The 13,258-nt window shown below is 43.7% G+C and carries 15 protein-coding genes; 4 read left to right on the forward strand and 11 right to left on the reverse strand.

The features are described 5' to 3' along the window. Window positions 1–104 precede the first annotated feature (104 nt). On the reverse strand, window positions 105–959 hold the full coding sequence (locus ADIAL_RS07480) for an ROK family protein (protein WP_034302068.1): 855 nt from the start codon (window positions 957–959) through the stop codon (window positions 105–107). Window positions 960–992: 33 nt separating this feature from the next. Beyond that, the gene (locus ADIAL_RS07485) at window positions 993–1,583 is read right to left on the reverse strand and encodes a peptidylprolyl isomerase (protein WP_034302070.1); all 591 of its coding nucleotides are present in this window, start codon (window positions 1,581–1,583) and stop codon (window positions 993–995) included. A gap of 155 nt (window positions 1,584–1,738) precedes the next feature. Here ADIAL_RS07485 and ADIAL_RS07490 point away from each other — a divergent pair, with 155 nt between their 5' ends. Genes ADIAL_RS07490 through ADIAL_RS07500 form a run of 3 tightly spaced genes read left to right on the forward strand, consistent with a single transcriptional unit; the run spans window position 1,739 to window position 3,777 of the window. Next, entirely contained in the window at window positions 1,739–2,218 is a 480-nt protein-coding gene (locus ADIAL_RS07490; protein ID WP_034302073.1) for a divergent PAP2 family protein, read from the forward strand. Window positions 2,219–2,245: 27 nt separating this feature from the next. Next, window positions 2,246–3,244, forward strand: a complete 999-nt coding sequence (locus tag ADIAL_RS07495; protein ID WP_034302076.1) for an NAD(P)/FAD-dependent oxidoreductase — start codon at window positions 2,246–2,248, stop codon at window positions 3,242–3,244. Window positions 3,245–3,267: 23 nt separating this feature from the next. After that, the gene (locus ADIAL_RS07500) at window positions 3,268–3,777 is read left to right on the forward strand and encodes a phosphatidylglycerophosphatase A family protein (RefSeq protein WP_034302079.1); all 510 of its coding nucleotides are present in this window, start codon (window positions 3,268–3,270) and stop codon (window positions 3,775–3,777) included. Between the two features lie 111 nt (window positions 3,778–3,888). Here ADIAL_RS07500 and ADIAL_RS07505 read toward each other — a convergent pair whose 3' ends face one another. The 6 genes from ADIAL_RS07505 to cls form a co-directional block, all read right to left on the reverse strand. Continuing rightward, window positions 3,889–4,512, reverse strand: coding sequence for a TIGR01906 family membrane protein (locus ADIAL_RS07505; RefSeq protein WP_034302081.1), 624 nt, complete (start codon window positions 4,510–4,512; stop codon window positions 3,889–3,891). Beyond that, the gene (locus ADIAL_RS07510) at window positions 4,505–5,275 is read right to left on the reverse strand and encodes a TIGR01457 family HAD-type hydrolase (protein ID WP_034302083.1); all 771 of its coding nucleotides are present in this window, start codon (window positions 5,273–5,275) and stop codon (window positions 4,505–4,507) included. Before ADIAL_RS07510 ends, ADIAL_RS07505 begins: the two co-directional genes overlap by 8 nt. After that, a complete protein-coding gene (locus tag ADIAL_RS11120; protein ID WP_051503807.1) occupies window positions 5,265–6,044 on the reverse strand; it encodes a YutD family protein in 780 nt (259 codons plus the stop codon). Before ADIAL_RS11120 ends, ADIAL_RS07510 begins: the two co-directional genes overlap by 11 nt. A gap of 15 nt (window positions 6,045–6,059) precedes the next feature. Next, window positions 6,060–7,439: a bifunctional metallophosphatase/5'-nucleotidase gene (locus ADIAL_RS07520; protein ID WP_034302085.1), complete on the reverse strand. Its 1,380-nt coding sequence runs from the start codon at window positions 7,437–7,439 to the stop codon at window positions 6,060–6,062. Window positions 7,440–7,503: 64 nt separating this feature from the next. Continuing rightward, entirely contained in the window at window positions 7,504–8,379 is an 876-nt protein-coding gene (locus tag ADIAL_RS07525; protein WP_034302087.1) for an MBL fold metallo-hydrolase, read from the reverse strand. 18 nt (window positions 8,380–8,397) lie between these two features. Next, window positions 8,398–9,945 (reverse strand): cardiolipin synthase, encoded by a 1,548-nt coding sequence (gene cls / locus ADIAL_RS07530; RefSeq protein WP_034302090.1) that lies wholly within the window; start codon window positions 9,943–9,945, stop codon window positions 8,398–8,400. 630 nt (window positions 9,946–10,575) lie between these two features. Between cls and ADIAL_RS07535 the strand changes: the two genes are divergently transcribed. Next, window positions 10,576–11,169 carry a ribonuclease H1 domain-containing protein gene (locus tag ADIAL_RS07535; RefSeq protein ID WP_034302092.1) on the forward strand — a complete coding sequence of 198 codons (594 nt, stop codon included), beginning with the start codon at window positions 10,576–10,578 and terminating at the stop codon, window positions 11,167–11,169. 150 nt (window positions 11,170–11,319) lie between these two features. On the opposite strand, the gene ADIAL_RS07540 is transcribed toward ADIAL_RS07535, so the two are convergent. From ADIAL_RS07540 to hisJ, 3 genes are read right to left on the reverse strand one after another with little or no spacing between them, the layout of a single operon-like run. Further along, complete coding sequence (locus ADIAL_RS07540; protein ID WP_034302095.1) at window positions 11,320–12,126, reverse strand: aldo/keto reductase; 807 nt, start codon at window positions 12,124–12,126, stop codon at window positions 11,320–11,322. 40 nt (window positions 12,127–12,166) lie between these two features. Next, window positions 12,167–12,388: a YdbC family protein gene (locus ADIAL_RS07545; protein WP_034302098.1), complete on the reverse strand. Its 222-nt coding sequence runs from the start codon at window positions 12,386–12,388 to the stop codon at window positions 12,167–12,169. Then, window positions 12,381–13,166, reverse strand: coding sequence for a histidinol-phosphatase HisJ (gene hisJ / locus ADIAL_RS07550; protein ID WP_034302100.1), 786 nt, complete (start codon window positions 13,164–13,166; stop codon window positions 12,381–12,383). The genes ADIAL_RS07545 and hisJ overlap by 8 nt, the downstream gene beginning before the upstream one ends. Window positions 13,167–13,258: the final 92 nt, after the last annotated feature.

A 13,258-nucleotide genomic window follows, 5' to 3' on the forward strand; every position in this document is an offset into this window, starting at 1 on the left:
GCAAAAACTCCCTTTATAGTGTCAGAGAATTTTTATTATTTCTCTGTCTACTATAAGGGGAGCATATCAAGCCAATCTTTGGCACTTGTCAGTCGGGGTCTTTTTTATACTGCTTTTTGTGCCAGAATCAGACAGCCGGTAATGCCGGCATCATCTTCCAGTCCTGGTGGAATAATATACTCGTTCAGGTCGGGAGTTTGAACGTAATCATTCAGTAGACGTGCAAACTCTTGCCTGATCAGCGGAAACAGCTGCTTCTGTTTCATGACTCCTCCGCCCAGGATGATTCTTTCCGGGCTGAGTATCAGCGTATAGCTGAGTAGGGCTTGAGCCAGGTAGTACGCCTCGATTTCCCATACTTTTTTGTCTTCTGCAAGCTCCTGGGCTTTTTTCCCATAACGCTTCTCAATTGCCGGTCCGGCTGCCAGTCCTTCCAGACAGTCTTTGTGGTAAGGGCAATTCCCCTCGTAAGCATCTTCAGGGTGTCTTCTCACAAGGATATGACCCATTTCAGGATGGCCGAATCCCTCAAGCGGTTCTCCATTGATGACGGCTCCACCGCCCACTCCGGTTCCGACAGTCAGATAAAGGCAGGATTTTTTCCCAACCGCAGAGCCTTTCGTTAGTTCTCCCAAGGCAGCTGCATTAACATCCGTTGTCCAGCCTATCGGCACAGCATATCTGTCTTTCATCTTGCCAATAAAATCGGTATGCTCCCAAGCTGTCTTGGGGGTTGACGTAATATAGCCGTAAGTGCTGGAATCTTGATTCACATCGATTGGTCCAAACGAACCAATACCGATAGCGTTCACTTCAAACCGGTCGAAAAACTCAAAAACCTTTTCAAACGTTTCATCCGGCGTAGTTGTGGGTACAGACACTCTCTCGACTATATTCAACTGGTCATCACTGACTGCCAGCACAAACTTTGTCCCGCCGGCTTCAATTGCTCCTAACATGCTTGTCCTCCTATTTATCCTGATAAACAGGGATTATTTAGAAATAGTCACACTTTCAATTGTGACATCCGTATGAGGCTTGTCCATCGCATTACGCTCCACATTCTGGATTGCTTCAGCAACGTCCATGCCATCAATCAAATGACCAAACACTGTGTGTTTCTGGTCAAGCCATGGTGTCCCACCTTTTTCTTTGTAGGCAGTGACAATTTCATCCGGGAAGCCGGCTGACTCTAATTGAGAGACCATCTGCCCAGGCAGTTCATTCATGGTGACGATAAAGAACTGGCTGCCGTTCGTATTTGGACCAGCATTCGCCATGGACAAAGCCCCGTTTAAGTTAAAAAGGTTCGGACTAAATTCATCCTCAAAGGAACCTCCAAAAAAGCTTTCTCCGCCCATACCACTTCCTGTTGGATCTCCTCCCTGAATCATGAAGTTAGGAATGACCCGGTGGAAAATCACACCATTATAGTAGCCTTTTTCAGCAAGCCCAACAAAGTTCTCCACTGTCTTGGGAGCCTCTTCAGGAAACAGTTGGATTGTTAGCTCACCCATCGTTGTCTTGATTACAGCCTTTGGACCTTCACAGTCGCTTAAATGCAGTTGTTTGAATTCACTCATTTATTTTCCTCCTAAAGTACATAGATAAGTCAAGTGTACCCTAGTTTTGCCAATATTCCAATAATTTTCTAATTGCCAAACTTTTTTATCAATATTTCGCTTTATTCATGTTATTATTAGGAATAGTTTGTACATTATTATAAAGGACGTTTGATATGATACTATTTGACAATTATCCGCTGTTTGCCGCTTTTTCTGCGATAATCATTTCACAGATTATCAAGGTCCCCGTGGCACTCTTATTGAAGCGGCCGTCTTCCGTAGCTTTGGCTACTTCGACTGGAGGAATGCCTAGTTCACATTCGGCAGGCGTGACTGCTCTGATTACCAGTTTGATTGCCGAATATGGTATCCAGTCCCCTTATGTCGCCATCGCTTCTACTTTTGGTGTGATCGTCATGTTTGATTCCATGGGCGTTAGAAGGCAAAGTGGAGAACATGGTATTCTGATTAATGAACTGCTGGCAGATTTTGAAGAGCTGCGCAAAACGTTTACTCATTATACGCAAGAGGATATCAAAAAAATGGAAGAAGAACGTCAGTCAAGAGAATACCTAGGCCACAAGCCGATTGAAGTGTTTTTTGGAATTCTATCCGGAATCATTATCGCCTTGGTGATTGGTCTGCTTTACTGATGCAGGATAACAACTGGAGGGTTCGACTTGAGTCTTAATGAAAAAATATATGACATCACAATCATTGGTGGAGGCCCCGTCGGTATGTTTGCCGCTTTTTACGCTGGTATGCGTAATGCGCAGACTAAGATCATCGACTCTCTACCGGTTCTGGGTGGACAGGTATCCTTGCTCTACCCAGAAAAAACGATTTATGATGTAGGAGGCTATGCCGGGGTCACCGGCAAGGAGCTTATTCATCAGCTTACAGCTCAGATGCAACACTTTGATCAAACGTTGTGTCTGGAAGAAGAAGTGCTTGGTATTGAAAAACTGGACGATCAGCTGTTTCAAATCGAGACAACGAAAGGCGCCCATTTCTCAAAAACAATCATTTTAACAACTGGACAAGGTTCCTTCCAGCCACGAAAACTCACTCTTGATTCAGCTGAGCAGTACGAAAAGACCAACCTGCATTATATCGTTAAAAATTTGGAGCAATACCGCAATAAGTCGGTAGTGATCTGCGGTGGGGGCGATACTGCCGTTGACTGGGCGCTGACACTTGAACCTATCGCAAAAAAGGTCACGTTAATTCATCGCAGAGAACGTTTTCGTGCCCATGAAGGGTCATTGGAAATGATCAAGTCTTCCAGCGTGGAGATTCTGACTCCTTTCGTCCCTCACCGGCTTATCGGCGAAGAGAATCTGACATCTGTGGAATTCAAAAAAAGTCGGGGAGAGGACACGATAGAACTGGACCTAGACTACTTTATTGTCAACTATGGTTTTGTCTCTTCGATTGGTCCAATCAAAGACTGGAATCTCCAGCTAGAAAAAACGGATATTATTGTGGACTCCAGAATGGAAACGTCCATAAAAGGAATATATGCCGCCGGTGACAGCACAACGTTTGACGGTAAAATCAAACTGATAGCTACAGGCTTTGGCGAAGCTCCTACAGCAGTCAACCACGCTATCCACTCAATATATCCAAAAGAGCATGCTCAACCGATTCAGAGCACTAAGCTCTCATTTGAAGATTGACAAGTATAAAAGGAGGAATCACTATGGTAAGATCAGGATCAGAACTGCACAGGACTGCACTGGAAAAATTGGAAAAAAGAGGCGTCAGTCTCGGTGAAATCGCCGAGCTCGTCTATGACCTTCAAAAACCTTACCTCAACGAACTAACTATGGATCTGTGTCTTGAAAACGTTCAGGCTGTTATCCGAAAACGCGAAGTTCAAAATGCTATCCTCACCGGTATCGAACTGGATGTCCTCTGCGAGGAAGGTAAGCTATCTAGCCCCCTGCAGGAGATCATCAAGGAAGATGAAGGGCTGTACGGCATTGACGAAATCCTTGCCCTGTCCATCGTAAACGTTTATGGCTCCATTGGCTTTACTAACTATGGTTTTCTCGATAAAACGAAGCCAAAAGTGATTGACCGGCTGGATGACCATAAAAATACTGACGAGACGCACACCTTTCTGGATGATATCGTCGGAGCTATCGCAGCGGCGGCTGCCAGCCGCCTGGCTCACGACAACCCTGAAATTTCTGATGTAATGAAATAAATCAGCCCTTTACTTTTACTGATTACAAAAAAGACCGTTTAAGTCTGTCTATTTTGCCTCAATATTTTGAGCATTAGACAAAGCTTAAACGGTCTTTATTAAATTAAAAGCCTATATTTTACTGTATTTGTAGAAAAACAGGAAGGCTCCTTCAACCAACAGAAAAAACAGGATGAAACAGTACATAAAAAATTCCTGTGGTAAAGCCAGAATGATTGGATCTGTCGCCGGATTAAACAGCCAGGCATCGTTATTGAAAAACAGTTCGTGGAAAATAACAAACATCCGGTCAAAGTTGACTGCCAGAAAAAATAGCAGCGCCGGTGGAACCAGACTGGCCAGAAAAAAAGGCGTCCGCAGCGTCCACTTTAATTGATTACGCTTAATGTACTTGAGATAAATCACACTTCCTATTGCAGAGAGCAGCAGGAACCCATAATTGATATAGAACAAAATTTTGACTTCATAAAAATGAAACAAGCCGCTCTCAGAGCTTGGAAAGTCCGGAAGGTTCAACTCGGTTATCCAGGGAAAGTGCAAGTAGCGAATCAGCACATAATAGTTTTCCAATATAGTCTCAGCCGACATCCCTAGCCTCAGCGGAAGATCATGGAACCATACAGTAAAATGATAGAGTGGCGTAAAGAGTATGACAAAGGCGATACTTGAAGTAATAATCAGTAACAGCAGACTCGTTACTCCAGCCGCTCGCTTGAGTGCATAAGGCCTAGGCATCCCATTCCTCCAGCGATTCTATAATGTGTGTCGGTTGAGTCGAATACTTATTCAGATCTTTTCTTGCAGTGAAACCGGTTAGAACAAGCAGTGCATCTATGCCGTTATTGATACCGGCAAGAATATCTGTCTCGTAGTTATCACCCACCATGATAACCTCGCTTTTCTCCAGACCCATTCTCTCCAGGGCTGCTTCCATAATGAAACTCTCTGGCTTTCCTACAAAAGTCGGCTTGACTCTTGTGGCTGTCTCTATGAGTGCGACAAGTGAGCCGGCACCCGGAACCAGTCCTTTTTCATTCGGCAGATTGGTATCCTTATTGGTTGCTACAAAGCTCGCTCCCTGCTGAATCGCCAAACTGGCCTTCTCACACTTGTCATAGGTTAGCTTTGTATCCAGTCCGACCACCACATGATCGATCTGGTCTTCGACCAGTTCACAGCCTACACTTTCGAGGGCTTCAACCAGCCCCTTTTCTCCGACTACATAGACGCGATTCCCTGGCTTTCTGCGGATATATTCCGCTGCAGCTAATGAACTGGTATACACCTCATCGGCTTCTGCCTGTATACCAAACTGATTAGACAGTTTAGTTGCAACCTGGTCAGGACTGCTTGTCGAGTTGTTTGTCAGAAAAAGGTAAGGTATGTTTTTATCTTTGAGCTGCTTAATAAATCCTGGGGCTGCTTCGATTTTTTCCTTACCTTTGTACATCGTTCCGTCAAGGTCTATTAGATAGCCCTTGTAACTTTTATCTGCCATCCTTTTCTCCTTTCTGATATCCGCTTTTTTTTCTGATTTGAAAACGGGTATTTCCCTGCTCATTTTTTACTTCTTTTACCTTTTCGGTACTTTCCGTCTGATTTCTCGAACCAGACCGGCTCTTTTTCGTGAAGGACTTCGTTTCTTTTCCTCTAGTCTTGCTATCTGAAGTACTTTTATTTCGGCTTTCCTTTTTGCGGGACTGGCTACTTCCAGCCTTTTTCCCTTGCTTAGGCTTGGCTTGTCTCTCTTCACTGGAACGCTGTCTGCCAGTAGTATTGCCTTTTCTTTTAGACGGTCGTCTCCGACCTTTGTCCTGCTTTTTTTGCTGAGGTTTACGGGTAGTTTTCTCATAATTGACATCAGAGTCTGGATAAGTCCGGTTTTTGTTCTTCGTCTCAAGACTTTCCAGAACAAAATAAGCGCAGCCAAAGCTGCAATACTCAGTCAGATAATCTTCCAGATGAGCAATTTTCATATCGATGGGTGCTTTACTGTTGCTGTTCTGATAGAACCCGCGAAGTCTCAGTTTGCCGTATGACATATCTCCTACAATAAAGTCATACTTTTCAAGCAAATCACTGTATCGCTCTTCAAGCAGTTCCAGATCCAAGGCATTGCGGTAGTCTGTATTGATCCGATACTTGTCGGCATTTATCTCTAGCGTACTGGCATCCAGCCTCTTAACTATTTTTTCTTTCTCAACTAATGTTTCGATTTCATTCTTTATTTGAGGCTTGCTTGTTTTTTCTTCTTTTTTCTGAGGCACTGTGATTATCCTTTCCTACGTTGATCTTGCATAATATTTGCTGACGTATCCCCCAACAATGTCTCTTAGAAAGTCCGAGCTGATTAGTCTCACCTTACTCTGTTTCTGGAGAACGGGGAAATAAGGCACAAACAAAAAATAATCTACGGTAATTAAATGATAGACCTGTTCTTTCTGGACTATTTTCTGATTTGCTGTCCATCCCGCAGCCTGTTTTTCTATTCCACTAAAAAAAATTTGTCCGAATACCTTGCCTCTGAATCCGTAGCCTCTGGCTTTTAGATGCCGCAACCGGTCTTTCTGCTTGTCCATTTGCTCCAGCATCAGCAGAAGGTCTGATCCACTGAGGGTAATTTCTACCAGCCGCATGGGATGCGGAAGCGACTTGTGCAGCTCTTTATGGTTCAGTACGCCTTCAGGAAGCGACTGAAGAAACAGACCTGAATTGATTGCAGCCAGGCTATCAGATTTTCTTATTCTCATGGCTTCAAGCGTAATGGAAATGAGATTAGGCTCTTTAGTCCATTCATTCATTAAAGGAGACGCCAGACGCCCATATGTCTTTTGAGAGAGCAGCTTCAAACCTGCTTGTATGCGCTGCTCTTCTTTTTCTGCTTCATCATGGACCGGCTGCAACTCATTTTTGACGTCGATAACTTGGGCACGGGCATTGAAGCTTTGATTCCCATCAAGAGAAAAGGTTATCTTGCCTATGTGACTGCCGAACTTTCCAGCTCCCGCAATGAGGGTGTTGGCTACGGTTTCTCCTTCTGGCAGCAAATGGTGCGTATGTCCGCCCATGATCACCAGTATCTCCGGGTACAAGGCTGCAATCTTGCGGTCAGTGTCCAGTCCCAAATGACTCAGTAGAATAAAGCCATCAACTTTTTCATGGTAGGCTTCAATGAGGTGACCGATAGTCTCCAGAGGATCCTCTATGTCCCAACCTAGTGAGTCATAGCTCATTGGCAGGGGAATAGTGCAGCCAATCAATGCTAAACTTCGTTTGTCTTGCGTTTTCAAGATTTTGATCTGTTCCGCCCAAGATGGACGCTGCCCGGTATCCTTATCGACAATATTAGATACGACAACGCTATAGTCGGCTGTGGTGAAGAGATCATTCAGCTGCTCTTTGGTGTTTCCGATTCCTTCGTTATTTCCGATAGTCACAGCATCATAACTGCCTTGCTGCAGAAGAGAGGCGACAGCCTTACCGTTTGTCGCTTCAACTAGTGGATGAATCCGGTCCGTTGCATCGCCACAGTCAAAAATAAACACCGTTTCTCCACTGCTTTGATGCTGTTGTTTCTGGCCAGTCAGGTAAGCGGCTATTCTTGGCCAGTAAGTGAGCTGTGCATGCAGATCGTTTGTATGGTAGATTGTAATTTTGTCCATTATACTTCACCCACTTCAATAGTATCATACCACCAAGAATTGCACTATTACCCTGACTGAGGTTTTAATCATTCAACTCAATCGGAAGATTCGACGGTTTGGTGCATTTCAGGTGCCAGGTCATTTCTCTGGTTTCCTTACTGTACTTTGCCGCTCTGTAATAGGCATCGTGATAATAAAGAAAGGTCCAGTCCTGTTCAATCCCTTCAGTGATCCACTTTTCCTTTGCTTCAATTGATTCAAGAGGATAATCGTCAAAAGCTGTTACCCAAAGAGGATTGAGGTGTGCATGCGTTGGAAAGACATCAGATAAATAAACAGCTGTCTCAAAACCTTGAGTAATTTTGACAAAGCAGTGCCCGGGGCTGTGACCCCCTGTATGCCCCATCTGGATTCCTTCTTCAACTTCAATTGTATCGTCAAAGATTCTAACTTGTGCTTCAATAGGCTGCCAGTTGTCTGCCCAGTATGTCCCTTGAGTACGCTTGCTCGGAAAGCGGACAGCTTCCCATTCTCTTCGCTCTATAAATATGGCAGCTTTGGGAAATAACGACAGCAGCTTGTCTCCACACCGCTTGACCAGCCCTGTCACATGGTCAAAGTGCAGATGAGTCATTAAAATCCCATCTATATCAGAAGGTTTCAGATTCAACTTCTTTAAATCTTCTTCTATTCGAGACTCTTCGGTGGCGCCAAATATCTTTTTCTGCTTATTGCTGAGTCTTCCTCGTCCGATACCAGCATCCAGCAAGTAATGTTTACCGTTTATTTCCAGCAGCATCGGGTCTGTAGGCAGCTCGATCTGATTGTCTGCATTTGCTGGATAGCGTCTACTCCACAACTTCTTAGGCACTGGCCCAAACATGGCCCCCCCATCCATTCTCGTCTTGCCTCCATCTAGCCAAGTAATGCTGGCTTTGCCTATTTTCAATTGATCCATCTTTTCTTTTCCACTCCTTTACATCAGTGGAGCAAAGATTCTCAGCACACTTTTGACGAAACGAACTCCTTTTGAGTGATTCAGTTTTTGTGCTGTGATTCGTTCGCTCACTGCAAATGTCTTCGTCATATCTTTTTTTATGTCTGACATGATTGTCCCCCCATAAATAAGGACTGCATTTTCAAAGTGCAGATAGAGGCTTCGGTAGTCAAAGTTGATTGTGCCGACAAGTGCTACTTCATCGTCAACCAGTACGGTCTTGGCATGCATGAAGCCAGGACTGTATTCGTAAATTTTGATACCTGCATCAACCAGCTCCTCATAGTAAGACCGTGTAGTTAGATGCACTAAATACTTATCCCATTTCTTTGGAGTAATAATTCTAACATCAATCCCACTCTGAGCAGCTAGAATAAGAGCTGTTTCAAGATTTTCATCCAGTATCAGATACGGGGTGTAAATGTAAACCGATTCTTTTGCCGCATGAATCAGCTTGATAAATACATGTTCTCCGTAATTAATCTGGTCAGTCGGGCTGTCTGAAAAAGGCTGGATATACGCAGCAGACGTGCCTTTGATTCTTTTCTCTTCTTCGAAAAACGGCATCAGCTTTTGCATTTCTTTCTCGCAGCTGCTTTCATCCATTGTCTGCCAGAGCTGCAGAAAGATCAGTGTAAGCCCCCAGGCTCCTCTTCCCACCAGTTTGATTCCATTATCTTTCCAATGCCCGAAACGCTTTACTGCATTGATGTATTCATCAGCAATATTAACTCCTCCAGTAAAAGCTACCTTACCATCTACAGACAAAATTTTACGGTGATCTCTATTGTTTTGAGACGACGTCAATATCGGATGAAAGGGATTATAGATCCGGCATTGGATCCCGCTGGCTCTCATATCTTCTGCTGTATTTTTGGGTAAGGTCACAAAACTCCCAATATCATCGTACATCACTCTGACGTCTACCCCAGCCTGGGCTTTTTCTTTAAGCAGGTCAAGTATTTCCTGCCACATAATGCCTTCTGCAACAATAAAGAACTCAAAGAAAATATAGTGCTCTGCTTCTTTAAGTGCCTTCTTCATACCCTCAAAAAAGTCCTCTCCGATTGGATAAAACTCAGCCTCAGTTTGACCATACAACGGAAATCCTCCTGTATGTTCCAGGTAGTGCATAAGTCTTCCGTGGTTAGGGAAATCACTTTTTGCTGACGTTAATGCAGCCTCATCCGGCTGAGAAAAAGGTTTATGTAACCTGTAAATGTCTTCCAGTCTGTGCTGCAGTTTATTTGTCCGTGTTTGTCGGTTGAACATCAAATAGAACAGTGTGCCGTATACAGGAAAAATAAGTACTTGAAGAATCCAAGTGATTTTGTACGCTTCCTTGCCTTTTTTCCACACCACATGCAGGGCGACCCCAATCGATAGGAGGGTAAACAGAGTTTCCCAGAAGATTGAATAGGCAAGCGACTGATTGATGATGAAGCCAAAAATTGTAAACTGAACGATAATAAATAAAGCGAGCAGAACCCGCCTTTTAAATAAGTACATTAGCCATTTTTTACTCACAATAATCACTCCTTTGCTCCCCTATAAGACTACCTGTTTTCATCCCTTTTGTCACTAGCGGACAAGCCGAAGACATAAGTTTATCCTCTCACAAGATTGTAACAGGTTGACTGTCAACGGATTGTCTTAAAGGAGCTTTTAGATGAAGCAGTCGCCTAGAATATATCCTTCCTTACTTTCTCAGGTCTATCAGTATTGATATTTTGGGGACTGTTCGGCTTTTCTGCCCCTGCATCTTAAGCAGTCACAGCCTTGAGTATCATAGATCAGTGGAAGATATTGAGCCCGTATGTGCACCTTATACTGATGATCAGTATGGGTTCAGTTTGCTAGCATGCGGCCTTTATCGCTATCATTACTACCAGCTAGCTGTTGTCTGTTCTCTTTTCACTCTTTACTTGTCTGGGCGATAGCTTACTTTGCTTCAGTCACTGTACTTTAAAAAAAGAATCCGGCTTTCAACCTGACTCCTGCTTATTTAAGCCTCAAAAACACAGTAGTTGAATAGACAGTGGCAGCTGCTGCCTTTTTATCATCCAATCCCACCAAAGCCTTTGGGCGGTCCTGTTGACAAATAGCCCCTGGTCTTCTAGAGTATGAAAGATAATAAATAGAATAGAAGGAGTATATATGTCTAAAAAGTATTATGCAGTAAAAAAAGGGCGTCAGATTGGTATATTTACAGACTGGGCGTCTACTCAGAAAGTCATCTCAGGTTATTCCAATGCTGAATTTAAATCGTTTACAAATCGAAACGAGGCTGAAGCCTATATCAGTAACGATGAGCAAGCTGCACCACAAGAAACGGACGATACCGTGATTGCTTACGTCGACGGTTCCTTTGACAAACAAACGGCCCGCTACAGCTACGGTGCTGTCATGATCAAAAGGGGCACCGTTGTAGCTGAATTGTCCAATGCAGACGATGACCCGAAATATGCTGAAAGTTTCCAAATTGCGGGTGAATGCTTTGGCTCGCTCAATGCCATCAAATGGGCTATAGCTCATGGTTACCGCTCAGTAATCATACACTACGACTACCTTGGTATAGAAATGTGGGCTACCAGAAAGTGGCGTGCAAATAAAACAGTCTCTCAAGACTATGTCAGACATTTTGAGCGCTATGCCTCTCAAATCGATGTTCATTTCGTCAAGGTCAAGGCTCACTCCGGCATTGACTACAATGAGCGTGCTGACGAGCTAGCCAAAGCAGCTTTGCGATGACAGCTGCTTGTTCTTGCCTTAGACAAAGAATCTGGCAGCCTATCTGCTAAGCAAATACCGTCATACCCGCTTGATGCTGGTATGACGGTATACTTATAGGATTTGTGCTCTCTGTCGTTGGTTTGTGGCCACTTGATAACTGAACATCCTTTACAGCTGATCAATTTTTTCAATATCTTCATCTGACAAGGTGAAATCAAGGCTACTGAGGTTTGCTTCCTGATTGTTTCGGCTATGGGATTTGGGAATAACAATAACTCCCCGTTGTGTCTGGTAACGCAGCAGAACGTGCGCCCAAGTTTTTCCGTATTTTTCACCGATGTCTGCCAGCACTTGTCTGTGCGCATCTGTTGTTTTCATCGGACCCCAGGCTTGCGGGCGAATATTTTCTGCAAACATGTACTTGATCCATTCATTGTTCCATTTAGTCGGATTTGATTCAATCTGATTGACTGCCGGCTTGATTGTGGCGTACTGATCAAGCTTTTTTAGATCTTCGATGGAAAAGTTCGACACTCCTATGGACTTGATTTTACCCTTACCGACATATTCTTCCAATACTTCCCATGTCAGCTTAAGTTTATCTTCATCTTCGATTGGCTTATGAATCAGATACAAATCGATATAGTCTGTCTGCAGGTTTTTCAGGCTCTGTTCAAGCGTATGTCTAACAGTGTCTTTGTCTTTAATATACTGATTGTCTGCAGGTATTTTTGTTGTCAGGTAAAAGGCTGACCTGTCAATCCCACTTTTGCTAACTGTCTCCCCTACTCCCGCTTCATTTCTATATGAAATAGCCGTATCAATCAGACGGTAGCCAAGATCAATCGCTGACTTCAGAGCTGAGAAATCACCATTCAAATCGCCTTGATATTCATTGTTTTCTTTGCCGTAAGTATTTGTACCTGTCCCTAAATAAGGCAAGGAAGATCCATTGTTTAAGCGTACTTTTTCCATGCTTTTCTCTCCTCTGTTTTAGAATTTTCGGTTTTATTGTTTAAAAATCAAGTTCCAGCAGCTGTTTTTTCAGCGCTGCCATCTCCTCGTTGCTAAAGGTAAGCCCCTTGCTCATCTTACTGTGATCCGGACTCCAGTCTCTGATATCAAACTTGGCCGGCCGATCATTCCAGCTGACCAGATTAAGCTCTTTTTGCCACCCCTTTGGTGAGACCGACAGGACCGTGAGGTGCTCCAATACTTCAAAAGACAGTTTATCCATTTTCCACACTCCTTTCAAAGTAACGTCCGATTTCATCTGGATGATGTGCATCTGACCCGTGGGACAGTTCAATTCCTTGATCAAGGGCCTGGCTGACCAGTTGAGCCGAAGGATATGTTTGCCCGTATAAAGGCTTATCCAGGCCGGCAAAATTATAATCAAGTCGGTAATGGTTTTCACTGACCTTATCCAAAAGCGCTGTCCAGTCCAGTAACACTTTTCTCCCATGCGCTTTGTCAAACTTCTGAATTAAGTTTAAATGCCCCAGCGTTTTAGGGGTCACGTCTCCAAAAGGCAAGGACAACGCTTTATGAAGCGTCCGCTCATAAGTCTGAGTAAGCGTGTCAAATCCAACCTGGTCTATTTTTTCCATAAATGACTCTTTGCTGTAATCAATACAAAAATAGGTGCCGTCTGGAAGCAAAATGAAATGAACACTCAGGATTGAGTAGGGTACGAGTGAACTGTACTTCCTTAAAAACGCTTCTGTTTCTTTTTCTTTTCCTTCTATATAGTCAACTTCAAGTCCGATACGGATATCGATGTCATGCTGGTAACGTTTTTTCAGCTTTTCACCCTCTTTGATGTAAGCCGATAAATCCTCCAACGACATGGCACTGTCTTTCTCAGGTACCGTGTCGTCGATCATCAGTGGAGCATGCTCCGTGAAGGTCAGTCTGGTCAGGCCCTTCTTGACAGCTGCCTGTACATACATCTCCATGACTTCTGGACTCCCGTGCGGACAGTATTGGGTATGAACATGATTGTCAGAAAACATACTTTCCTCCTGTTTGGGACCTGAACAAGAAAAAAACTTTTCAGATCAACTAATTATATGTTAGTATTTTTTAATAAACTGGTATGATAGTT

Source organism: Alkalibacterium sp. AK22 (assembly GCF_000585255.1).
In the GTDB taxonomy this organism is placed as follows: domain Bacteria; phylum Bacillota; class Bacilli; order Lactobacillales; family Carnobacteriaceae_A; genus Alkalibacterium.